Genomic DNA, 22,461 nt, shown 5'->3' with positions numbered 1-22,461 from the left:
TGTGACTGAGATCAAAAGCCTCGGCTACGTGCGCGTCCAGGCCACCGACATGGCGCGTTGGCGCGAACTCGGTTTCGACGTACTCGGTTTCGCGCCGGGCACCGGTCCGGAGGAGGACGCACTGCACTTCCGAATGGACGAACGTCCGGCTCGGATCACCGTCGAACCTGGCGACACCGACCGCGTGACCGCAGTAGGCTGGGAGGTCCGGGACGGTACGGCCCTCCGGGCCGTCGCGGACCGCCTGACGACCGCGGGGTACGACTTCGAAGCGATGCCGTTCGAGACATGCGAGCGACGGCGAGTCGAAGGTGGACTGATCATGAAGGATCCGGGCGGTACACCGCTCGAGTTCTTCTTCGGGCCGGCTCTCGATCACAGTCCCGTCATCACGCGCTACGGTCAGAAGTTCGTGACAGGGTCACAAGGCCTCGGGCACGTGGTCATGCCTACCACCGCGTTCGACGAATCGTTCCATTTCTACACCGACGTGCTCGAATTCCTTCCGCGCGGAGCATTCCGGTTGCCGACGCCTCCCGGTATGGATCCGATGCGGATCCGGTTCCTCGGAGTCAACCAGCGCCATCACAGTCTGGCGCTCATGCCCAGCCCTGAGGATCGAGACCCGGGACTCGTGCACGTGATGGTGGAGGTCGACTCGCTCGACGCAGTCGGTCGTGCCCTCGATCAGGTGACCGCCCGGGACTTTCCGGTGTCGTCCACGCTCGGTCGCCACACCAACGACAAGATGGTCTCGTTCTACGTTCAGGTTCCCGGCGGATGGGACATCGAATACGGCACCGAGGGCATGCTCGTCGACGAGACCTACTACACGGCCGAAGAAATCACCGCAGACAGTTATTGGGGTCACGAATGGCTGTGGGCCAAGCAGATGAAGGAAGCCGCTCTATGATTCCCGAGACTCCTTCGAGCGACGTCGATGCCGTCGTGATCGGTGCCGGCATCTCCGGGCTCTATGCTGTCTACAAGCTCCGGAAGCGCGGGATGACCGTCCACGGTTTCGAATCCGCTGCGGGAGTGGGAGGAACCTGGTTCCACAATCGCTATCCGGGTGCCCGCTGCGACGTCGAAAGCATCGACTACTCGTACTCCTTCGACGAAGACCTGCAGCAGGAATGGACGTGGTCCGAGCGGTTCGCCACGCAGGAAGAAATCCTCGCGTATCTCGAACACGTCGCCGACCGGCACAACCTGCGTAGCGCTTTCGAGTTCCTCACCCGGGTGGTGTCGACCGTGTACGACGAGGAGTCGGCCCTGTGGACCGTCACCACCGATACCGGACGATCGGTTACGGCGCGATTCTGCATCATGGCCACAGGGGTGTTGTCGGCGACGAACCGACCCGACATTCCCGGTCGCGACACCTTCGCCGGCGAGTCCTACCACACCGGTGAATGGCCCCACGAGCCGGTCGAATTCGCAGGCAAGCGCGTCGGCGTGATCGGAACCGGTTCGTCGGGCATCCAATCGATTCCTGTGATCGCAAAGGACGCGGACCACGTGTTCGTCTTCCAGCGGAGCCCGAACTATTCGATCCCGGCCGGCAACCGACCGCTGACCGCCGAGCAGATCGCCGAAGTCAAGGCGACGTATCCGGAGCGCCGACGACTGGCACGGATGAGCGGTGGCGGCACACCGTTCACCCCGTACCCGAAGGGCGCGATGGAGGTCGACGAAGCCGAGCGTCGCAGGGTGTACGACGAGTGGTGGCAACGCGGGGGTTATCTCTTCGCGAAAGCGTTCCCGGACCAGACGACCAACCTTCGGGCGAACGACACGGCGCGGGAGTACGTCGAATCGAAGATTCGGGAGATGGTGAAAGACCCGGAGATCGCGAACCAATTGATTCCGAACGACCATCCCATCGGAACGAAGCGCATCGTCACCGACGACGGGTACTTCGAGACGTTCAACCGTGACAATGTGACGTTGGTGAATCTGCGCACCACTCCGATCGTCGAGATCACCGAAGACGGTGTGCGCACGAGCGGACAGCACTATGCGCTGGACATGATCGTCTTTGCGACCGGGTTCGACGCAATGACGGGTGCGCTGGCCCGGATCGATATCCGCGGTCGCGGCGGACGTACCCTCCGTGAGGAATGGTCCGCAGGACCGCGAACCTATCTGGGACTCGCGTCCCACGGATTTCCCAACATGTTCTTCATGGTGGGTGCGGGAAGCCCGAGTGTGCTGGCGAACATGGTGCTCATGGCAGAGCAGCAGGTGGACTGGATCTCCGACTGCCTGGACCATCTCGACGAGCACGATGCCGCCTCGATCGAACCGACCGAGCGGGCCGTCGAGGAATGGGTCGCCGAGTGCAACGAGAAGGCCGCCGGCACCCTGTTCCCCTCGGCGAACTCGTGGTACATGGGCGCCAACATTCCCGGCAAACCACGGGTGTTCATGCCGTACATCGGTGGATTCGCGAACTACGGCACCATCTGTGCCGAGATCGCGGCAGCCGGTTACAAGGGATTCGAGATCGCGCAGCGAGGGGCAATCGAGACACCCACCGAACTCTCGTCGAAGAAGGGCTGATGATGACCGAGACGATCTCCCTCGGCTCGAGTGCCGAGGACCTGGAGGACCGCGAAAGCCGGCTGCATGCCGCCATCGACGTATGCGATCCGGCACCGCTTCTCATGTCCCTGGTCCACGCCACCGGCGACACCACGCTGCTCGACGAGTTCGCCCCACGCCTGACGATCAGCGAGCCTGGCAACCACTATCGCACCGGGACGCGTCCGACGACGCCGCCGGGACAGTACCCGGACGACGTGGTCGCCGATATCCGGGCGCGCGCCCACGAGTTGCTCACGCCGGACGCCGACGACCGGCTGGGTGTTCCCGACCCGGAGCTGTTCCTCCGCATGGCCACGGTCGCGACCTCGGAGCGCGTCGACGAGGAGTTCGTTCCGATTCTCCGCGAGCAAGCGGGTTTCGTCCTTTCCGAACGCTGCGTCCCGGTCACACGGAAACCGACGCCGGAATTCTCCGTGATCGTGATAGGTGCCGGGATCGTCGGCATCAATGCCGCGATCAAGCTCGGCGAGGCCGGTTTCACCTATCGCGTGTTCGAAGCCCGTGACGAGATCGGCGGAACCTGGTCGCGCAACACCTATCCCGGCGCCGCCGTCGATACACCCAGCCACTACTACTCGTATTCGTTCGAATTGAATCCGGGGTGGTCCAAGTACTACCCGACGGGAACCGAATACCAGAAGTACTTGAAGGGTGTCGTGGACACCTACGGAATCGCGGAGAACATCTCCTTCCGTACACGGGTGCAGTCCGCGCGGTGGCTCGACGATCAGCACGTATGGGAGGTGACCGTCGAGTCCGCCGATGGGACTCGCGAGGTGCACCGTGCGAAGGCCGTCGTGACAGCGCTGGGGATGCTCAACTCACCGAACATCCCGGATGTCGAGGGTATGCACACCTTCGGCGGCACGATTGTGCACACCGCCGAGTGGGACGAGAACCTCGACCTCACCGGTAAACGCGTCGTCGTTCTGGGCACCGGATGCACGTCCGTCCAGGTGGTCGCGAGCATCGTCGATCGAGTGGAATCACTCGACGTCGTGGTGAGGTCGCCGCACTGGATCGTCCCGGAGAAGGCTGTCGTGAACGAGGTTCCGGACGGCGAGAAGTGGGCGTTGGCGCATCTTCCGCGGTACCACGAGTGGTTCCGGCTGCGCTCGTACTGGTTCGCATCGGACAACCTCTACGTGATGCCGCGCATCGACCCCGAATGGGCGAAGACGCACTTCTCGGCCTCACCGGCGAACGAGATGGTGCTCCAGACGGCGTTGAACCACCTGCACGCCAATTTCCCCGACCGTCCGGATCTCGTCGAGAAGCTGACGCCCGACTTCCGTCCGTACAGCAAGCGGATCATCAAGGACCCGGGCTTCTACGCGGCGCTCACCCGTGATCACGTGACATTGCATCGCGCGTCGTTCCGGGAGGTGACACCGGAAGGCGTGATCACGACCGAGGGTGAGTTCGTGCCCGCCGACGTCATCGTTCTCGCAACGGGTTTCAAGTTGGAGTTCACAACCTCGATCGACGTCGTGGGGACAGGAGGACGGACCCTCGCCGAGCAGTGGAAGGGGGGTGACGACCCTCGGGCGTATCTGGGCATCCAGGTGTCCGGTTTCCCGAATCTCTTCGTCACCGCGGGCCCGAACTCCGCGCCCAACCACGGTGCCGGCCACAACATCCTCAGCGAGGAACACGTCCACTACATCGTCGAGTGCCTGCAGTATCTCGTGGAGAACGGGCACGAGGCGATGGACGTACGGCAGGACGTGCTCGAACAGTACAACCGCAAGGTCGACGAGGCGCTGGACAAGACCGTGTGGGTGCACCCCGGTGCGGAGACCAACGGCTACTACCGGAACAGTGAGGGACGCGCTGTCGTGCCGTGTCCGTGGCGCTTGGTCGATTACTGGACCCTGCTGCGCGCGCCGAATCCCGAGCATTTCGAATTCTCGGATCCGGCGCCGGCGGACGGTCGGGAAGGTCCGTCATGACAATGCAGGAATTGACCTGTGACCGATGTGGACTCGGGGTGCTGGTCGAGAAGTTCAGCCCTGCGCATACGTCGATCCAGTGGGAATCCGATACGTCCGAGTGCCCGGTGATCTCCCAGGGCAACCCCGCTACCGGAGTCCACCGCCGGGAGTGCAACGCTCTTCGGGACAGTATCGATCGCGCGGTCGCGCGGAGTGTACTCACCGAAACGCACCTCGACCTGCCTGCCGGACCGGATCTACCTCGCCTGCATTGAGAGCAGGCAAACGGCCCCGCCGCGAAACATCGCGACGGGGCCGTTTCGGCGTGTTCTCAGTCCGGGGAATCGATTACCAACGGGCACCGCGTGCCCGTGAAGATGCTGGCCGCGCACCGGTTGCAGTGGATGCACAACGACCGCGTGTCGCGATCCCGCTGAATCTGTGCGATCAGATCCGGTTCGCGCAGCAGTGCTCGGGCCATCGCGACGAACTCGAAGCCTTCGCGCATCGCGACCTGCATTCCGTCGAGATCGGTGATGCCGCCGAGGAGTACGAGCGGGAGGTCGAGCTCGTCGCGGAACTGGCGGGCGTACTCGAGGAAGTACAGCGGTTCGTACGGATAGTGCTGGAAGACGAAATTGCCGAACATCTTCATCCCGAGTTGCAGGATCGGAATCTGTGTCTCGGCCATCTCCCGCAGCGGTACGTCTCCGCGGAACAGGTACATCGGGTTGAGCAGCGACGACCCACCGGTCAGTTCGAGTGCATCGAGATGCCCGTCGGACTCGAGCATCTTCGCGAACGGCAGGGATTCGTCCAGCCAGAGCCCGCCCGGCACCCCGTCGGCCATGTTCATCTTGGCAAGGACCGCTATCTCGCCGTCTGCCGCTTCGGCGACGGCGGCAAGAATGCGGCGCGCGAATTCGGCACGGTTGGACAGGGATCCGCCCCAGCGGTCCTTGCGGCGGTTCACCTTCGGGCTCAGGAACGAACTGGCGAGGTAGTTGTGCCCCAGGTGGACTTCGACCGCGTCGAATCCGACCTCACGGGCGTATCGTGTCGCTTCGCCGTGCGCGGCGATGATCCGCCGGATGTCGTCCTCGCTCGCCTTCCTGTCGATACTCATGGACAGGGGATTCGGGCGCGCGGAGGGCGCCAGCGAGGGGAGCCCGTTCGATCGGGAGTTGGCCACGGGACCGGCATGGCCGATCTGGGCGGACACCTTCGCGCCGGTGGCGTGCACGGCATCGGTGAGCCGTCGAAGACCGTCGAGGGCCTCCGGACGCCAGTAGATCTGATCTTTCTCGGTGCGCCCTTCGGGTGCCACCGCCAGGTAGGCGACGGTGGTCATTCCGACGCCTCCTTCACCGACCCTGACATGGAAGTCGACGAGGCGGTCGCTGACCAGGGCGTTCGGGCTGGCGCCCTCGAAGGTTGCGGACTTGATGATTCTGTTGCGCAGTGTGATCGGTCCGAGGCGCGCAGGCGCCAGCGGATCGACCGTGGGCGCGGAAGCAGATTCGGGGTCGACTGTCGTCATGGTGATCTCCGTATTCTCGGGCTGTGAGAGGAATTCCAGGCGGAGAGTGCTGATTCAGGCGGGACGTGCAGAGGAGCGAGGAACGATGTCCATCCAGCGCAGCATCGCGTCGACGGCGTCGGCAGGATCCCCGTGGGCACCCTCTTCCGCCCACTCCGTCAATGCCGCGAACGCCGCGGCCTGGTATGCGGTTGCCAACGCGCGCGCGATCGCTGCCGGGACTTCGGGGACGCGTCGGCCGATGTAATCGGCCAGTTCGGTGATCCATGGCCGGTATGCTTCCGACGACATCGCGGCGAGTTCGGGTGTGCCCGCGATGAGGCGGAGCCAATCGCGTCCGACGCGCTGGATGTGCGGACGATGCGAGATCGATTCGACGATCGCCGTGCGTACGGCGTCGGTCAGTGGGGCGGTCTCGGGTGCGACGGAAAGAGATGCGCGCAGACGTTCGGTCGCGGGGGCCACACCGATCCAAGCGATCGCGGACTTGACGGAGAAGTGCCTGATGAGGGTGCGGGCACTGACCCCGGTCGCTTCGGCGAGGTCGTTCCAGCTGGTGTCGGCGTATCCCTGTCGGGACCAGAGGTGGAAAGCCGCCTCGGCGATCGCTTCGGTATCGATGACGGACGGCCGGCCACGCCTGCGTCCGCCCGCCGATTCGGTGGATGTCGTTGGCGGATCGGAGGATTCCTGGCGCACATTTCGAGGACACCATTTTTGTCCTACTATGTCAAATATCGATCGCCGTAAATCCGGTACGCAACAACGAAGGAGACGACGTGGGCGTCTATGTGGTGACAGGATCTGCATCGGGCATGGGGCGCGCCGTCGCAGAACAACTTCGCGCCGCCGGACACACCGTCATCGGTGTCGATATCGGAGAGGCAGAGGTCGTTGCCGACCTGTCGACGCCGCAGGGCAGGAAGAGCGCCGTCGAGAAGGTGCTCGAGGCCGCCGAGGGCCGACTGGACGGTGCCGTGCTCGCTGCGGGTCTCGGGCCGGCGCCCGGCCCGGAACGCCCGCGGCTGATCGCGGAGGTCAACTACTTCGGGGTCGTCGACCTGCTGACGGGCTGGCGGTCGGCCCTCGAGGCAGCGGGCAACGCCAAGGTGGTCGTGTTCTCGAGCAATTCGACGACCACCACGCCCGCGGTTCCGGGCCGGACGGTCAAGGCGTTTCTGAGCGGCGACGCGGACAAGGCAGTCCGATCGGTCCGGTTGTTCGGCAAGGTTGCGCCGTCGATCATCTACGCGGCGTCGAAGATCGCCGTCAGTAGATGGGTTCGCCGCACCGCCGTGCGGACGGAGTGGGCGGGCGTCGGTATCCGGCTGAACGCTCTGGCGCCGGGAGCGATCATGACACCACTGCTGGAGAAGCAGTTGTCCACGCCTTCCGAAGCGAAGGCGATCCGCTCGTTCCCCGTGCCGGTCGGTGGCTTCGGCGATGCCCGACAACTTGCTGCGTGGGCGGTCTTCATGTTGTCGGACGCCGCGGATTTCCTGTGCGGCAGCGTGGTGTTCGTCGACGGCGGTTCCGACGCGTACTTCCGTGCCGACGACTGGCCCCGGTCGGTTCCGATTCGCGGGCTTCCGTCCTATCTGCTCCGGTTCCGCAGATCGGGGAAGTAGTCGGAGTGACCTCCCGCACAACGGGAGGGAACGGTCCGTCCGTACGGGCTGCGGCATAGCTTCGGAATGGTTCGACGAGAAGTCCGAGCACACAGACGAACAGGCAGCAGGAACCGACATGACACAACGACTGACCGGACGTACCGCTCTCGTGACCGGAAGCAGCCGGGGGATCGGCCGGGCGATCGCGCGACGTCTCGCATCCGAAGGTGCAACCGTAGTGGTCACGGCTCGTTCCATGTCCCCGTCCCGATCGCTTCGGGACGGGCAGGAGCACGTACTCGAGGGCACTCTGGAAGAGACGGTGCAGCTGATCGAACAGGCCGGTGGTCGCGCAGTGCCGATCGCGGCGGATCTCGAGGACCGCGACCAGCGCGCGGGCCTGATCGACGCAGCGGCGGACGCCGTCGGCGGGCTCGACATCCTGGTCAACAATGCGGGATTCGCCGATTACTCCTCGATCGAGAAGATGAGCGAAGCAACGTTCGACAGGACTCTGGAGCATTACCTGAAAGTTCCCTTCCTCCTGTCGCAGGCCGCCATCCCTCACATGCGCAAGTCCGGGGCCGGGTGGATCGTCAACATAGGCTCGTCCACCGGTATGAGCCCGATCCGCCCGTTCCGCGAGTACAACAAGACCTCCGGTGACGTGATCTATGCGTCGGCGAAAGCTGCTCTGCATCGGTTCACGCAAGGCCTCGCCGCGGAACTCGTCGACGACAACATCGCGGTCAATGCTGTCGGTCCGTCCACGGCGATCATGACCCCGGGTGCTGCCACGCTGCTGCCCGAAGGTTACGAAACCGAGCCGCCGGAGTACCTGGCGCAGACCGTTCTCGAGATGTGCACATTGCCGGCCGCCGAACGTACCGGTCTGGTGGGCTTCAGTCTGCACTTCCCGTGGTCCCAGGGAATCCCGGTGAAGAGCCTCGACGGCAAGGACGAACTGCCTCGCCGCGAGCCACCGGCCTGGTGCAATCCCAACATCGCCGACGACGGACTGAGGGCGTGAGCATGCAGACGAGCAGTGCACGGGAACGGTTCTCCCGGGGCGTCGCCGTGGTGACCGGCGCGGCCGCCGGTATCGGCGAAGGTCTGGCACGGCATCTCTCGTCTCTGGGAATGACGGTCGTCGTCTCGGATATCGACGGCGATCGAGCGGCGAAGGTCGCCGACGAGATCGTCGCCGCAGGGGGCAAGGCGGAACCGTATGCCGTCGACGTCGCCGACCCCGACGCCGTCGAGGTGATGGCGAGCGAGATCTTCGATCGTCACGGCAGCGTCGAGCTCCTGGTGAACAATGCCGGCATCGAATCGTCCGGCCTGTTGTGGGAGATCGACCGGGAACGGTGGCAGCGGCTGATGCAGATCAACGTCGACGGTGTCTTCTACTGCCTTCGATCCTTCGTCCCGCGGATGATCGCCGCGGGAACTCCCTCGTGCATCGCCAACCTGTCCTCGGTGGGTGGACTCAATGCCGTTGCGGTGCAATCCCCGTACATCGTGAGCAAGCACGCGGTACTGGCGATGACGGAGTGCCTGCATCAAGATCTGGCTATCGTCGGTGCCCCGATCCAGGTGAGTGCCGTGATCCCGCATTCCATCCGGAGCGAGATCTTCCTGTCGGCTCAGCGAGAGGCGCCCACGGACAATCCGACGGCGAACGCGGTGTTCGCTGCCATGCAACGCGACAATGTCGAGAAGGGGCTCGATCCGCTCGTCGCCGCCGAGCACATGATCGAGCAGATCGCGCGCGGCGAGTTCTGGGTCCACTCCGACGACGACCTGTGCATCGCCGCGATGCATCGACGCGGACAGCAGCTTCTCGATCTTGCGCCACCGGCCGATCCTCACGCCATGCTCACACGCATGGGTATCACCGTCGAGCACGGGGCATGACAGGGGCTTCGTGTCCGATTCCCGCGTGATGGGACGTTTCGTAGGACGATGGGCCTTCCGGACCATAGGGTGAAATATGGCCGAAAACAGCTGGAGCAGAGAAGAACTCGAGAACGCATATCAAAACTGGCACGCCACGGTGAATCGTGCGGGTTCGGGGGAGGGAAGCTGGCGGGATTTCCTCGAACTGTTCACCGAGGATGTCGTCTACCACGAGCAGATGGCCGGCGTACTCGAAGGGAGAGAGGGTATCTGGAAATGGGCCGAGCCGAGCCTCGCTCAATTTCCCGGCTCACACACGGTCTCCTTCCCCGAGCACTTTCATGTGATCGACGAAACCAACGGCACGATCGTGGCCAAGCTCGACAACGTGATGAGCGATCCCGGTGATGGCTCGGTGTGGGGAGCGCCCCATGTCAGCATCTTGACCTACGCCGGGAACGGCAGGTTCTCCAGACAAGAGGACATCTACGACGTCACGAGTTTCCTCGACCTGATCAAGGCCTGGGGGCGACGTGCAATGGAACTGGGCACGTTCGACGCCACCCAGCGCGCCTGGTTCGCGCAGGTCTACCCCGAGACCGTCCCCTCGTCGGCGGCCGACCGATGAGTGGCGGAGGCGGGAGCACAACCGAATCAGTACGAGAGATCACCCTCGATCCGGCGGAGCGCGCGCTTGCGATCCGGGAGATCGAGAATGTCTTCGCCGCGCGGTTGCGCATCATGGACACCAAACAGTGGGACCTGTACGGCAGTGTGCATACCGAAGATGTCGTGAGCGAGACCTTCGGTGCTGCGGTCGGCGACGAGTCGGCGCGGCGGCCGGCGGTGGTCGGACGGGATGCACTGAGGCGCGCGATCGAAGGTGTTCTCGACGGACCTGTTCCGGTGACCAGCGTGCACCACGGGCATGCACCGGAGATCACATTGACCTCGGACACGACGGCGACCGGTGTCTGGGCGATGGAAGACAAGTTGTGGTGGCGCAACGGCTCGACCGAAGAACACCTGCACGGATACGGCCATTACCACGAGACGTACCGCAGGGTCGACGGTGTGTGGCTGATCGCGTACAGGACCCTGACGCGTCTGCGCGTCGATCACACCCCCGGATTCTTCGACTATCGGTCTCGATCTCCGCAGGAGTAACACATGAACGAATCGACCCTCACTCCGGGCGCCGTCAGCGCCCTCGTCGCAGCCTGGTGGTTCCACTACGACGAATGGAATCCCGTCGAGTTGCGGGCCTTGATGGCCGACGACATCGCCTTCACATGTGCGAGTGACACGGGTACCACCGACTACGAGGATTTCATCCGCGTCGATGTGCGCGGAGCCGACGACGTGATGGCATGGAAGGACGATCACCGGCGCAACAGCCCTTATCCACTGCGTCACAACGGTACCAATGTGTTCGTCACCGACGTCGCGGACGGAGAGGTCGAGTTCTCGTCCTACATCTTCGTGACGAAGATCGTCGCGGGGAAGCCGTTCGCTGTATCGAGTGGCGTCGTGCGCGGCAGCATCCGGGCCACCGAAACGGGACCGGTCTTCGGTGCTGTACATGTCGTACTCGACACGCAGGAGTCGGTGCGCTACGCCGATCATCCCGTGGGAGCGTCCACCCCGGCGGTCTGATCGGATCGAATCCGATAACGGCCGGAACCGGCCCCACCCTCCGTCGACGAAACGAGAACGAAGATGCCGCTGTCTCCTGACGCCCAGCGAGTGGTCGACAACTCCGCAGCGCGTATGGCGAAAGCCATGCACGAGATACCCGTTGCGGAACTACGTGCCGCACTCGCCGCGAGCGCAATTCCGGTGGTGACACCCATTCATCAGAGTCGGGACGTTGTCGTTCCGTCCGCGGGTGGCGGTGTCCGGGTGCGTATCTACCGGCCGTCCGATGATCCGGGATTGCCGGTGGTGCAATGGATGCACAGCGGGGGCTTCGCCGTCGGGAATCTCGATCAGAACGAGGAGTATCTGCGGAAACTGAGCATCGCATCGCAGGCCGTCATCGTCTCGGTGGACTATCGCCTCGCCCCGGAGCATCCGTGCCCTGCCGCACTCGACGATTGCCGGGAGGTGTGGGAATGGATCACGTCTGCACCCGATGAACTTCGGTCCGTCGACGTGACCAGAGCGGTCCTCGCAGGAGAAAGTGCAGGTGGGGCGCTGTCTTTCGCGCTGTCTCATCAACTCCGGGACGAGGGGCTTCCGCTTCCCGCCGCACAGATCTCGCTCTACGGCACGGCGGTGATGGAAGTGACCAATCCGGAGCACGCGACGGCGCTTCTGTCCCCCGAGGACTGTTACTGGTTCTGGGGCATGTACGTGCCCGACCCCGCCGACCGGAATTCTCGGCAGGCGTCTCCGGGCCTCGCTCCCGACCTCGGTGGCCTGCCGCCGGCCCTCGTGGTCACTGCCGAGATCGATCCCACCCGCGACGGGACCGAAGAGTACGCGCGACGTATGCAGGAGGCCGGTGTGCAGGTCGACCTGCGACGGTATGAGGGCATGATGCACGGTTTCGCGACCATGACGACCGTGCTCCCCGCCGCGAAGGAACTGTTCGATCAGATCGTCGACTATCTCGCCGAAGTCTTCACGCGGCAGAGATGATCCGGACATTTCCGGAAAAGCGAGCACGTGACCTCGTACTCTCCCGGTGATCGGGATCACGGGCCGCACAGCCCGAAAACTGCCCTACCGTCCCGCAGACAACCACATGAAGGAGACTGCCGATGGCGACGACACCCCTGCCGGCCGTGACCCCCGCCCGCGACACCACTGTGGACCTGCTCGTGATCGGGTCCGGTACCGGCATGGCCGCCGCGCTCACCGCACACGAAGCGGGGCTGTCGACGCTCATCGTGGAGAAATCCGAATATGTCGGCGGATCCACCGCCCGTTCCGGCGGTGCGTTCTGGGTGCCGGCCAATCCCGTTCTGACCGAATCGGGTTCGGGAGACACCGTCGAACGTGGCCACACCTACGTCCGATCGGTCGTGGACGGCACCGCCCTTGTCGAGCGGGGCGAGGCCTTCGTCGACCACGGAGTCGAGACGGTCGAGATGCTCCGTCGCACCACGCCCATGAAGCTGTTCTGGGCGAAGGGCTACGCCGACTACCATCCCGAGCTGCCCGGTGGCTCTGCCGTCGGCCGCAGCTGCGAGTGCCTGCCCTTGGACCTGTCGGTCCTCGGTGATGAACGCGGCCGACTGCGTCCGGGCCTGATGGAGGCGGGGTTGCCCATGCCCACCACCGGCGCGGACTACAAGTGGATGAACCTCATGCTGCGCGTGCCGCACAAGGGTTTTCCGCGCATCTTCAAGCGGCTGGCGCAGGGTGTCGCCGGTCTCGCCGTCAAGCGTGAATACGTCGCCGGTGGACAGGCGATCGCCGCCGGACTGTTCGCGGGTGTGCTGAAGGCCGGTGTGCCTGTGTGGACCGAGACGTCGCTGGTGCGTCTGCTCACCGACGGGGACCGGGTCACCGGTGCGGTCGTCGAACAGAACGGGCGTGAGGTGACTGTGACCGCGCGTCGCGGGGTGGTGCTCGCGGCCGGCGGCTTCGACCACGACATGGCGATGCGACGCAAGTTCCAGTCCGAGCGTCTGCTCGACAACGAGAGCCTCGGCGCCGAGACCAATACCGGCGATGCGATCAAGGCGGCACAGGAGATCGGTGCCGACCTGGACCTCATGGATCAGGCGTGGTGGTTCCCCGCAGTCGCACCGACCCGGCCGGGCAAGCCGCCACTGGTCATGCTCGCGGAGCGATCGCTGCCCGGTTCGTTCATCGTCGATCAGAGCGGCCGACGCTTCACGAACGAGTCGTCGGACTACATGTCCTTCGGGCAGTTGGTGCTCGAACGTGAACGCGCCGGGGATCCGATCGAGTCGATGTGGATCGTCTTCGACCAGAAGTACCGCAACAGCTACGTGTTCGCGGCCGGGGTGTTCCCCCGTCAGCCGCTGCCGGAGGCCTGGTACAAGGCGGGTATCGCTCACCGCGCCTCCACCGCGGAAGAACTCGCGGCCTCGATGGGCGTGCCGGTGGAGAACTTCGCCGCGACCTTCGGCAAGTTCAACGACGATGCCGCAGCCGGAACGGATTCCGAGTTCGGCCGTGGGAGCAGTGCCTACGACCGCTACTACGGTGATCCCACCATCCAGCCCAACCCCAACATGCGGCCGCTGACGCACGGACCTCTCTACGCCGTGAAGATGACCCTGAGCGATCTGGGCACTTGCGGTGGCGTGCGAGCCGATGAACGGGCTCGGGTCCTGCGCGAGGACGGCACCCCGATCGCCGGTCTCTACGCGATCGGCAACACCGCCGCCAACGCGTTCGGTCACCGCTATCCCGGTGCCGGCGCCACGATCGGGCAGGGTCTGGTGTTCGGGTACATCGCGGCACGCGACGCAGCATCGTCGGACGCACCGGTCGCCTGATCGAACGATCCGAGAGGTAGGGAGGGTACGTGACGATCACGAACGGGGACGTCCGGTCCCTCCCTACCGTGCTGTCCCTCCGGGGAACCGGGCTCTGTCTCGCCGGTGGCCGGGTGGACGAAGTGGACCTCGTGTTCTTCGCGCCGCCCGTCACCGGCCCGCTGAGCTTCCGGGCCCGCGAGGATCGGGACGAGGCGTCCGCCCGGCTCGACCGGACGCTCCGATACCTCGATGAGGTCGGGCGGTCGTCGCCCGTGCCTGGGTAACCGCGGCCGATTCGTAGAGTGCCGGCCGATGCGCCGGGGCACTCAGTACGGGTCGTAGCGGATGTTCTCGACCGGGGTGCCGGTCTCGATCAGCCGCTGAGCGGTGGTGCGCACCATGGCCGCCGGGCCGCACACGAGCACCTGGTGGTCGCCGAACGCACCGTAGGACGTGACGACCTCGTCGACGCTGCCCTCGAGCAGTTCGTCGGGGTCGGGTCCGAACTCGTCGATGCGCGGCGCGATGCGATCGAACCAGGGGTCGGGGATATCGGGGATCTCGAGGGTCTCCACGACCGGCACCACCGTCAGCCACGGCAGCGCCTCCGACAGGAGCATGAGCATGTCGGCGGCGTACAGGTCGCGCGGGTTGCGGGCGCCCGTGAACAGGAAGGTGCGGGGCGGATCCGGCCGGCGCGCCGCGTCGAGGATCAACGACCGGAGCGGCGCGAGGCCCGTACCGCCGGCCACCATGATGACGATGCGGCCCGTGTCGTCGATGTGGAGGTCGCCGCCGCGGGCCGCGCCGAGCTGCCACACGTCGCCCGGCTGGGTCTCGGCGACGATCGCGCCGCTCACCCAACCGCCCGGGACCGTGCGCACGTGGAACTCGAGCTTGCCGTCCAGCGACGGCGGCAGCGCAGGGGAGAGACGACGAGGCAGCGTGGGGCGCTGCGGCACGGCTACGTCGACGTACTGGCCGGGGCGGAAATCGACGATCGCGTCGTCGCATTCGAGACGCACGACTGCGAGATCGTGCCGGAGCCGATGATGTTCGACGACGGTTGCGGTGACTGCCGTCTCGGTCTCGCTCGGTGACGGCGTGGCCGACTGCATGCGTGTTCCCCCGGTGGTGTGCTGTGGCGTGCCCAAGACTCTAGGCGAGAAATCGCCGAAAAGGCAGAGTGGAACGTGTTTCAGTTTTTACCCTCGAGCGGTTATCGTGACCAACGGCAGGTGATGGTCACCACAGCGGAGAACGCCGACCGGTGACGTCACACAACGGACCGTCACAGCACACCGGAAGGACGACCATGCCCGAGGAGTACGCCGACCTCTACCGCCCCGCATTCACGCCCGATCTCCTCATCACCGCGCTCGACCGCAGCGCCGACCGGCCCGCCCTGCACCTCGGTGACGTCGTCCTCACCGGAGCCGAGATGCGCGCCGCCATCAGCCGGTTCCAGCAGGCGCTCGCGTCCGTCGGGGTCGGGCAGGGATCGGCGGTGGCGATGTTGTCCAAGAACCGGCCCGAGGTGCTCATCTCCATGGGCGCCACGATGGTCGCCGGCTGCCGCAACACGGCCCTGAACCCGATGGGCTCGCTCTCCGACCACCTGTACATCGCGACCGACGCCGAGATCGAGACATTGATCTTCGATCCCCGGCACTTCGAGGAACGCGCCGCGGAGCTGCGCGAGCAGGTACCGACCCTGAAGAACCTGTTCTCCCTCGGCCCGTCCTCGGTGGGTACCGACATCCTCGCCCTGTCCGAGCAGTTCACCGAGCAGCGGCTCGTGTCCGCACCCGTCGACATCGAGGACACCTCGTCCATCGTCTACACCGGCGGCACCACCGGGAAACCGAAGGGTGTCATGGGCTCGTTCCGATCGGGAGCGGCCCTGAACCAGATCCAGATGGCCGAGTGGCAGTGGCCCGAGCAGCCACGCTTCCTCGTGTGCACCCCGCTCTCGCACGCCGGGGCGGCGTTCTTCGTCCCCACGCTCCTGCGTGGCGGATGCCTCTACGTGCTGCCCCATTTCGATCCCGCGCTCGTGCTCGAAGCGATCGAGAAGCATCGCATCAACGCGACGATGCTCGTGCCGACGATGATCTACATGCTGCTCGACCATCCCGATTTCGACAGCCGCGACCTGTCGAGTCTCGAGACCCTGTTCTACGGCGCGTCGGCCATGTCGCCGTCCCGCCTGCGCGAAGGAATCGAGCGGCTCGGCCCGGTCTTCTTCCAGTTCTACGGCCAGTCCGAATGTGGCATGACGATCTCGGTGCTGCGCAAGGAGGAACACCTCCCCGACGATCCGAGCCGCCTCGCGTCGTGCGGGCGCCCCGTGCCGTGGCTCGACGTCCGCCTGCTCGACGACGACTTGAACGAGGTGCCACAGGGTGAACTCGGCGAGATCTGTGTGCGCGGCCCGCTCGTGATGAAGGGCTATCTGAACAAGCCGGAGGAGACCGCCGAGGCGCTGCGCGGCGGATGGCTGCACACCGGCGACGTCGCGCGTGCCGACAAGAACGGCTTCATGACGATCGTCGATCGTAAGAAGGACATGATCGTCACCGGCGGCTTCAACGTCTTCCCCCGCGAGATCGAGGACGTCATCTCCTCGCATCCCGCGGTCGCGTCCGTGGCCGTCGTCGGGGTGCCGGACACCAAGTGGGGTGAGGCCGTCAAGGCATGCGTCGTGCTGCGTGAGGGCCAGTCGGTGCCGGCCGAAGAACTGATCGAGAAGGTGCGTGCCGCAAAGGGCTCGGTGCACGCCCCCAAGTCGGTCGACTTCCTCGACGCGCTGCCGCTGACGCCGCTGGGCAAGCTCGACAAGAAGACGCTGCGGGCGTCCTATCGCTGACCCTGCATTCGTGACAGCCGCTCCCGGCAATCGACCGTGATTGCCGGGAGCGGCTGTGTATCACAAGGATCCGCGGATCCGGAGGTGGCGGTCTCCAGCCTCACCACTGGTGCGCGACGTCCAGCACCACCCGGGAACCGCTACCGGGACCGTCGAGGGTGAACACCCGGAACGGCAGCCGGGCCCGTACCCCGACCCCGAGGGTGGTCTGGCCTTCGAAACTGTTGGCCCACGCCACCTGCCGCAGAGTCCGGTACCCGCTCACGTCGACGACCTCGCGCCGGTTCGCCGGTACGTAGTAGGCGGGCGCGAGGACGACCACCTGGAGATAGGCGCCTCCGCGCAGCGGAACCTCGAACCCCGATCCGTCCTCGTAGACGGCGGGGACGTAGCCGACGCGGTAACCCGCGGCCGGCCCGGCGAGATCGACGACGATCCGGTCGAAGCACTCGTGCCGTCCCGCCCGCACGGCGGTGAACGGTGAGGTGACCATCGTCGGGTTCACCTTGTCCAGCGAACCCCAGTGGATGCCGCAATAGGGCGTTGCGGCCGACGCGGTCGGGCCCGTCAGCCCGATCCCCGCGATGACGACGATCATCGCGAGCCACACGTGAATCCTGCTCATGTCCGTTCCTCTGTGTGTGGCTGATGATGGATCATCGCAAGGAGTGTGATCTGCGTTACATCGAGCTTCGTCGTTCTGCTGCTGCGGGCGGAGTTCGTGCTGTGTCCTCGCGGAGGTCTGCCCGAAAGGTCGTGCGCGCTTTCGGGAACGAGCGCGTAGGGGCTGCGTCGGTACCTGCGCGACCATACGAGTACCGGTCAGGTGCAGCCGGTCTTTCACTGCCCGGGCCGTGCTGACATACTCCCTCGCATGGTGAACGGGGACGCCCAGCGGGTCGAGGTGCGGTTGGCAGTCGAATATCCGGGCTCGGGAGCGACGAGCACGCTCGGAGACGGTTCGATGCGACCGATCGATCCCATCCCCCCGATCTGCCCGCGCCACGGAGAACCCGAGACCGGACGTGTCCGGGTGACGGTCGCGGCCGACGCGTCGGAGCCCCGCCAGGGATCGAACCGGTTCGGTTCGGCGCTCGAGGCCGCCTACACGGTGCAGGTCGCCGCGGTGGACTGGCCCGTGTGCGCTCGCTGCGTCGCAGTCCGCACGCGCTGGCAGATCGCCGCCGCCGCGACCTGCACGGTCCTCGGCGTCATCTTCCTCGCGCTGGTGTTCGCGCTCGTACAGGGCGCTCCCAAGATCTACGGTCTCGCGCTGCTCAGCGTCTTCGGTCTGTCGTTCCTCCCGATCTACGTCGCCCTGCGGGTGCTCGAACCGAAGCGGGCGTCGCTGGGAATGTCGGTGGCGGAGGACGGTTCGGAACTCGTCATCTCGCAGGCGCATCCCGAGTTCGCGCGGGCGGTCGCGGCGCAGCGGATGTAGTCGCCGGCGCGGAACGTTCTCGCAGCACGGAAGCTGCGCAAGCAGATCAGAGCGGGTCGAAGCTGATGTTCTGACGCGGCGTTCCCGCTGCCGACAGCGCGTACAGCGTCGTGCGGATCATCGACGGCGACCCGGCGATCTGGATCTGACGGTCGGCCCACGTGCCGAACTGCCCGGCGACCTTACCGAGCTTGCCGTACATCGGCCGGTTGAGGCCGGTGGGCGGTTCCTTCACGGGAACCGGGTGCCACCAAGGGTTCTCCTTCTCCTCGAGCACCGGCACGATGGTCAGCCACGGGTTGGTCGTGGCGATCTGCCACAGTGTCTCGAGGTCGTACAGGTCGCACGGATACTTGCCGCCGTAGAACAGGTGGACGCGCGGGTTGTCGCCGCGCATCGCCATCTCCATGATCTGGGCGCGCATCGGCGCGAGGCCGGTGCCGGACGCGATCATCAGCACGTCCTGGCCGCTCTCACGGTCGACGTGCAGGCCGCCGAGCGGTGGGCCGATCGTCCATCGGTCGCCGACGGCGGTCTCGCCGACGAGCGCGGGGCTCACCCATCCGGTGGAGACCCGCCGGACATGGAATTCGATCTGCCCGTACGGATTCGGGGGGATCGCGGCGGACAGGTAGCGCCACATGTGCGGGCGCTGCGGGATCTGCACGCTCATGTACTGGCCCGCGTAGTAGGGGATCGGGCTGTCGGCCTCGAGCCGGATGATCGCCAGATCGGGGAGCACGCGTTCGTGGCCGACGACGGTGGCGCCCCACGAGGCGGGCAGGTCGTCGGTGGCCGCGGCGGTCGCCATCGTCTCGACGACCCCGTCGACGACCTCGGCCCATGTGCGTTCGAGCGCGGCCGTCCACAGGATCAGGGGAGTGCATTCGCGGACCGCGGCGAGCAGTGCGTTGCCCGCGACGCGGTAGTGCAGCGGCTCGACCCCGTACTTCCGGTGGTCGCGCGCGAGCTGGGCGAGGAACCTGTCGACGGTGCCCGGCTCGTGGAGGCGGGCGACGACCCAGCCGACCGCGGTCGCGAAACGCTGCCGCATCGACTCCATGCCGGCGGGGAACAGTGAGCGGATGCCGGTGGACTCGCTCCACATGGCGGTGTAGAACGCCGTCGCGAACCGTTCGGCTCCGGTGGGGGTGGCGATGATCGACGCGAAGCTGAGCTGAACCCGGGCGATGGCGAAAGCCTCCACGCCATCCTCCCTGTATCCGTGCTGCGCGAACGCCGCCACTGTAGTCGGTTGCAGGGCGCCCGGCCACTGACCTCCGGGTCCGTCACAACCTGCGAGCGGTTTGTGATCAGAGTCACTACACTCAGGAAAGTTGAGTGGAACAAACTCAACTTACGATCCGTTGAAGAATTCGACATCACCGAGACCTGCCCGATGCAGGGAATCGGCTGCAGAATCGACATGGGGCACTCGCCTGCGCGTGGAGTGCACCGAGAAAGAAAGGGGCGCGCAGTGGACTCGTTCAATCCGACGACCAAGACCCAGGCCGCACTCACCGCCGCACTTCAGTCGGCGTCCGCTGCGGGCAACCCGGAGATCCGTCCGGCACACCTGCTCGTGGCACTGCTCGACCAGACCGACGGCATCGCCGGCCCGCTGCTCGAAGCGGTGGGCGTCGACCCGGCCGCGGTCCGCAGGGAAGCCGAGGACCTCGTCCGTCGCCTTCCGCAGACCAGTGGTGCGACCACCACGCCACAGCTCGGGCGTGAGGCGATTGCGGCCATGACCGCGGCGCAGAAACTCGCCACCGAACTCACCGACGAATTCGTCTCCACCGAGCATGTCCTCGTCGGCCTCGCCGGTGGCGACTCCGACGTCGCGAAGCTCCTCGCCGGGCACGGCGCGACGCCGGCCGCCCTGCGCGACGCCTTCACGACCGTCCGCGGCAACCGCCGCGTGACCTCCGCCGATCCCGAGGCCAGCTATCAGGCCCTGGAGAAGTACTCCACCGATCTGACGACGCGGGCGCGCGAAGGCAAGCTCGACCCGGTCATCGGTCGCGACAACGAGATCCGCCGTGTCGTCCAGGTGCTCTCCCGCAGGACCAAGAACAACCCGGTCCTCATCGGTGAGCCGGGTGTCGGCAAGACCGCCATCGTCGAGGGCCTCGCCCAGCGCATCGTCGCCGGGGACGTCCCCGAGTCGCTGCGCGGCAAGACCGTCATCTCCCTCGACCTCGGCTCGATGGTCGCGGGCGCGAAGTACCGCGGCGAGTTCGAGGAACGCCTCAAGGCCGTGCTCGACGAGATCAAGGAATCGGCCGGGCAGATCATCACCTTCATCGACGAGCTCCACACCATCGTCGGTGCCGGCGCGACCGGCGAGTCGGCGATGGACGCCGGCAACATGATCAAGCCGATGCTCGCCCGCGGTGAGCTGCGGCTGGTCGGTGCCACAACCCTCGACGAGTACCGCAAGTACATCGAGAAGGACGCGGCCCTCGAACGCCGCTTCCAGCAGGTTCTGGTGGGGGAGCCGAGTGTCGAGGACACCGTCGGCATCCTGCGCGGCCTCAAGGAGCGCTACGAGGTGCACCACGGCGTGCGCATCACCGACTCCGCGCTCGTCGCGGCGGCGACGCTGTCCGACCGGTACATCACCTCGCGCTTCCTGCCCGACAAGGCCATCGACCTCGTCGACGAGGCGGCCTCGCGCCTGCGGATGGAGATCGACTCGCGTCCCGAGGAGATCGACACCGTCGAACGCATCGTCCGTCGCCTCGAGATCGAGGAGATGGCGTTGCAGAAGGAGAGCGACGAGGCCTCGAAGGAACGCCTCGAGAAGCTGCGCGCCGAACTCGCCGATGAGCGGGAGAAGCTCAACCAGCTCACCACGCGCTGGCAGAACGAGAAGACCGCGATCGACTCCGTGCGGGAGATCAAGGAACAGCTCGAATCCCTGCGCGGTGAGGAGGAACGCGCCGAACGCGACGGCGACCTCGGCAAGGCCGCCGAGCTGCGCTACGGCCGCATCCCCGAGCTGGAGAAGAAGCTCGAGGCGGCAGCCGCCGCGTCGGGTACCACCGCCGGTGGCGACCTGATGCTCAAGGAGGAGGTCGGCCCGGACGACGTCGCCGACGTCGTCGCGGCATGGACCGGCATACCCGCCGGCCGCATGCTCGAGGGCGAGACCGCCAAGCTGCTGCGGATGGAGGACGAACTGCGCAAGCGGGTCGTCGGCCAGGACGTCGCGGTGCAGGCCGTCTCCGACGCGGTGCGTCGTGCACGTGCCGGTGTCGCCGACCCGAACCGTCCGACGGGGTCCTTCCTGTTCCTCGGCCCGACCGGTGTCGGCAAGACGGAGCTGGCGAAGGCGCTCGCCGACTTCCTGTTCGACGACGAACGCGCCATGGTGCGGATCGACATGTCCGAGTACAGCGAGAAGCACTCGGTGGCACGCCTCGTCGGTGCGCCTCCGGGCTACGTCGGCTACGAGGCCGGCGGTCAGCTGACCGAGGCCGTGCGGCGCCGCCCCTACACGGTGGTGCTGTTCGACGAGGTCGAGAAGGCCCACCCGGACGTCTTCGACACGCTGCTGCAGGTGCTCGACGACGGTCGTCTCACCGACGGTCAGGGACGCACGGTCGACTTCCGTAACACCATCCTGATCCTCACGTCGAACCTCGGTGCGGGTGGCGATCGGGAGCACATCATGGCGGCGGTGCGGGCGGCCTTCAAGCCGGAGTTCATCAACCGGCTCGACGACGTCGTGATCTTCGACCCGCTCTCGGAGGAGCAGCTCGAGAAGATCGTCGACATCCAGCTCGACCAGTTCGCCGACCGCATGTCGGCACGGCGACTGACGTTGGACGTCTCGAACACCGCGCGGTTCTGGCTGGCGGTACGCGGCTACGACCCGCAGTACGGTGCACGTCCGTTGCGCCGCCTGATCCAGCAGGCGGTCGGCGACCAGCTCGCCAAGAAGCTGCTCGCCGGTGAGATCAAGGACGGAGACACCGTCCACGTGGGCGTCAGCGAGGACGGCGACCACCTCGTGATCAGCGCCTGACGGCCCCGGTGCGCGGCCTCGGTGGCAGAAGCCGCCGGGGCCGCGCGCGCCTACTCTGGAAGGCG

The 22,461-nt window shown here is 65.9% G+C and carries 20 protein-coding genes; 15 read left to right on the top strand and 5 right to left on the bottom strand.

Annotated elements, in window-relative coordinates:
- Window position 1: 1 nt before the first annotated feature.
- The 3 genes from ACWPOC_RS22030 to ACWPOC_RS22020 are packed head-to-tail and all read left to right on the top strand — an operon-like array spanning window position 2 to window position 4,562.
- Window positions 2-913: a VOC family protein gene (locus ACWPOC_RS22030; protein WP_085469085.1), complete on the top strand. Its 912-nt coding sequence runs from the start codon at window positions 2-4 to the stop codon at window positions 911-913.
- Entirely contained in the window at window positions 910-2,565 is a 1,656-nt protein-coding gene (locus tag ACWPOC_RS22025; protein ID WP_085469084.1) for a flavin-containing monooxygenase, read from the top strand. Before ACWPOC_RS22030 ends, ACWPOC_RS22025 begins: the two co-directional genes overlap by 4 nt.
- Window positions 2,565-4,562 (top strand): flavin-containing monooxygenase, encoded by a 1,998-nt coding sequence (locus ACWPOC_RS22020; RefSeq protein WP_120280224.1) that lies wholly within the window; start codon window positions 2,565-2,567, stop codon window positions 4,560-4,562. Before ACWPOC_RS22025 ends, ACWPOC_RS22020 begins: the two co-directional genes overlap by 1 nt.
- A gap of 313 nt (window positions 4,563-4,875) precedes the next feature.
- On the opposite strand, the gene ACWPOC_RS22015 is transcribed toward ACWPOC_RS22020, so the two are convergent.
- The gene (locus ACWPOC_RS22015) at window positions 4,876-6,084 is read right to left on the bottom strand and encodes an NADH:flavin oxidoreductase (RefSeq protein ID WP_085469081.1); all 1,209 of its coding nucleotides are present in this window, start codon (window positions 6,082-6,084) and stop codon (window positions 4,876-4,878) included.
- 54 nt (window positions 6,085-6,138) lie between these two features.
- The gene (locus tag ACWPOC_RS22010) at window positions 6,139-6,783 is read right to left on the bottom strand and encodes a TetR/AcrR family transcriptional regulator (protein WP_085469080.1); all 645 of its coding nucleotides are present in this window, start codon (window positions 6,781-6,783) and stop codon (window positions 6,139-6,141) included.
- A gap of 80 nt (window positions 6,784-6,863) precedes the next feature.
- Here ACWPOC_RS22010 and ACWPOC_RS22005 point away from each other — a divergent pair, with 80 nt between their 5' ends.
- From ACWPOC_RS22005 to ACWPOC_RS21965, 9 genes are all read left to right on the top strand, one after another.
- Complete coding sequence (locus ACWPOC_RS22005; protein ID WP_085469079.1) at window positions 6,864-7,712, top strand: SDR family oxidoreductase; 849 nt, start codon at window positions 6,864-6,866, stop codon at window positions 7,710-7,712.
- Between the two features lie 118 nt (window positions 7,713-7,830).
- Window positions 7,831-8,724 carry an SDR family NAD(P)-dependent oxidoreductase gene (locus tag ACWPOC_RS22000; protein ID WP_120280223.1) on the top strand — a complete coding sequence of 298 codons (894 nt, stop codon included), beginning with the start codon at window positions 7,831-7,833 and terminating at the stop codon, window positions 8,722-8,724.
- Between the two features lie 2 nt (window positions 8,725-8,726).
- On the top strand, window positions 8,727-9,611 hold the full coding sequence (locus ACWPOC_RS21995) for an SDR family NAD(P)-dependent oxidoreductase (RefSeq protein ID WP_085469077.1): 885 nt from the start codon (window positions 8,727-8,729) through the stop codon (window positions 9,609-9,611).
- Window positions 9,612-9,687: 76 nt separating this feature from the next.
- A complete protein-coding gene (locus tag ACWPOC_RS21990; RefSeq protein WP_085469076.1) occupies window positions 9,688-10,221 on the top strand; it encodes a nuclear transport factor 2 family protein in 534 nt (177 codons plus the stop codon).
- Entirely contained in the window at window positions 10,218-10,760 is a 543-nt protein-coding gene (locus ACWPOC_RS21985; RefSeq protein ID WP_085469075.1) for a nuclear transport factor 2 family protein, read from the top strand. Before ACWPOC_RS21990 ends, ACWPOC_RS21985 begins: the two co-directional genes overlap by 4 nt.
- A gap of 3 nt (window positions 10,761-10,763) precedes the next feature.
- Window positions 10,764-11,249 (top strand): hypothetical protein, encoded by a 486-nt coding sequence (locus ACWPOC_RS21980; protein WP_085469074.1) that lies wholly within the window; start codon window positions 10,764-10,766, stop codon window positions 11,247-11,249.
- Between the two features lie 63 nt (window positions 11,250-11,312).
- Window positions 11,313-12,236 carry an alpha/beta hydrolase gene (locus ACWPOC_RS21975; RefSeq protein ID WP_455409332.1) on the top strand — a complete coding sequence of 308 codons (924 nt, stop codon included), beginning with the start codon at window positions 11,313-11,315 and terminating at the stop codon, window positions 12,234-12,236.
- 122 nt (window positions 12,237-12,358) lie between these two features.
- Window positions 12,359-14,071 (top strand): 3-ketosteroid-delta-1-dehydrogenase, encoded by a 1,713-nt coding sequence (locus tag ACWPOC_RS21970; RefSeq protein WP_455409331.1) that lies wholly within the window; start codon window positions 12,359-12,361, stop codon window positions 14,069-14,071.
- Window positions 14,072-14,100: 29 nt separating this feature from the next.
- A complete protein-coding gene (locus ACWPOC_RS21965) occupies window positions 14,101-14,337 on the top strand; it encodes a hypothetical protein (RefSeq protein WP_183070558.1) in 237 nt (78 codons plus the stop codon).
- Window positions 14,338-14,379: 42 nt separating this feature from the next.
- On the opposite strand, the gene ACWPOC_RS21960 is transcribed toward ACWPOC_RS21965, so the two are convergent.
- Window positions 14,380-15,171: an FAD-binding oxidoreductase gene (locus tag ACWPOC_RS21960; protein ID WP_120280221.1), complete on the bottom strand. Its 792-nt coding sequence runs from the start codon at window positions 15,169-15,171 to the stop codon at window positions 14,380-14,382.
- Window positions 15,172-15,368: 197 nt separating this feature from the next.
- Between ACWPOC_RS21960 and ACWPOC_RS21955 the strand changes: the two genes are divergently transcribed.
- A complete protein-coding gene (locus ACWPOC_RS21955; RefSeq protein ID WP_120280220.1) occupies window positions 15,369-16,922 on the top strand; it encodes an AMP-binding protein in 1,554 nt (517 codons plus the stop codon).
- A 100-nt stretch (window positions 16,923-17,022) separates the two neighbouring features.
- On the opposite strand, the gene ACWPOC_RS21950 is transcribed toward ACWPOC_RS21955, so the two are convergent.
- Entirely contained in the window at window positions 17,023-17,547 is a 525-nt protein-coding gene (locus ACWPOC_RS21950) for an AMIN-like domain-containing (lipo)protein (RefSeq protein WP_455409330.1), read from the bottom strand.
- A gap of 249 nt (window positions 17,548-17,796) precedes the next feature.
- On the opposite strand from ACWPOC_RS21950, the gene ACWPOC_RS21945 reads away from it, so the two are divergent.
- Window positions 17,797-18,363: a hypothetical protein gene (locus ACWPOC_RS21945; RefSeq protein WP_006553007.1), complete on the top strand. Its 567-nt coding sequence runs from the start codon at window positions 17,797-17,799 to the stop codon at window positions 18,361-18,363.
- A 46-nt stretch (window positions 18,364-18,409) separates the two neighbouring features.
- On the opposite strand, the gene ACWPOC_RS21940 is transcribed toward ACWPOC_RS21945, so the two are convergent.
- A complete protein-coding gene (locus ACWPOC_RS21940; protein ID WP_120283639.1) occupies window positions 18,410-19,570 on the bottom strand; it encodes an FAD-binding oxidoreductase in 1,161 nt (386 codons plus the stop codon).
- A 270-nt stretch (window positions 19,571-19,840) separates the two neighbouring features.
- Between ACWPOC_RS21940 and clpB the strand changes: the two genes are divergently transcribed.
- Window positions 19,841-22,396, top strand: a complete 2,556-nt coding sequence (clpB, locus tag ACWPOC_RS21935) for an ATP-dependent chaperone ClpB (protein ID WP_455409329.1) — start codon at window positions 19,841-19,843, stop codon at window positions 22,394-22,396.
- Window positions 22,397-22,461 lie beyond the last annotated feature (65 nt).

Source organism: Rhodococcus sp. 5G237, assembly GCF_053764735.1.
This window is presented reverse-complemented; position numbering and strand designations above follow the sequence as displayed.

Excerpts from the sequence above, each read along its gene's own strand:
- ACWPOC_RS21985 (WP_085469075.1), top strand. The coding sequence starts at position 10,218 with ATGAGTGGCGGAGGCGGGAGCACAACCGAATCAGTACGAGAGATCACC.
- ACWPOC_RS21950 (WP_455409330.1), bottom strand. The coding sequence starts at position 17,547 with ATGAGCAGGATTCACGTGTGGCTCGCGATGATCGTCGTCATCGCGGGG.
- ACWPOC_RS21975 (WP_455409332.1), top strand. The coding sequence starts at position 11,313 with ATGCCGCTGTCTCCTGACGCCCAGCGAGTGGTCGACAACTCCGCAGCG.
- ACWPOC_RS21955 (WP_120280220.1), top strand. The coding sequence starts at position 15,369 with ATGCCCGAGGAGTACGCCGACCTCTACCGCCCCGCATTCACGCCCGAT.
- ACWPOC_RS21945 (WP_006553007.1), top strand. The coding sequence starts at position 17,797 with ATGGTGAACGGGGACGCCCAGCGGGTCGAGGTGCGGTTGGCAGTCGAA.
- ACWPOC_RS21980 (WP_085469074.1), top strand. The coding sequence starts at position 10,764 with ATGAACGAATCGACCCTCACTCCGGGCGCCGTCAGCGCCCTCGTCGCA.
- ACWPOC_RS21960 (WP_120280221.1), bottom strand. The coding sequence starts at position 15,171 with ATGCAGTCGGCCACGCCGTCACCGAGCGAGACCGAGACGGCAGTCACC.
- ACWPOC_RS21990 (WP_085469076.1), top strand. The coding sequence starts at position 9,688 with ATGGCCGAAAACAGCTGGAGCAGAGAAGAACTCGAGAACGCATATCAA.
- ACWPOC_RS21995 (WP_085469077.1), top strand. The coding sequence starts at position 8,727 with ATGCAGACGAGCAGTGCACGGGAACGGTTCTCCCGGGGCGTCGCCGTG.
- ACWPOC_RS22020 (WP_120280224.1), top strand. The coding sequence starts at position 2,565 with ATGATGACCGAGACGATCTCCCTCGGCTCGAGTGCCGAGGACCTGGAG.
- ACWPOC_RS22025 (WP_085469084.1), top strand. The coding sequence starts at position 910 with ATGATTCCCGAGACTCCTTCGAGCGACGTCGATGCCGTCGTGATCGGT.
- ACWPOC_RS22015 (WP_085469081.1), bottom strand. The coding sequence starts at position 6,084 with ATGACGACAGTCGACCCCGAATCTGCTTCCGCGCCCACGGTCGATCCG.
- ACWPOC_RS21970 (WP_455409331.1), top strand. The coding sequence starts at position 12,359 with ATGGCGACGACACCCCTGCCGGCCGTGACCCCCGCCCGCGACACCACT.
- ACWPOC_RS22000 (WP_120280223.1), top strand. The coding sequence starts at position 7,831 with ATGACACAACGACTGACCGGACGTACCGCTCTCGTGACCGGAAGCAGC.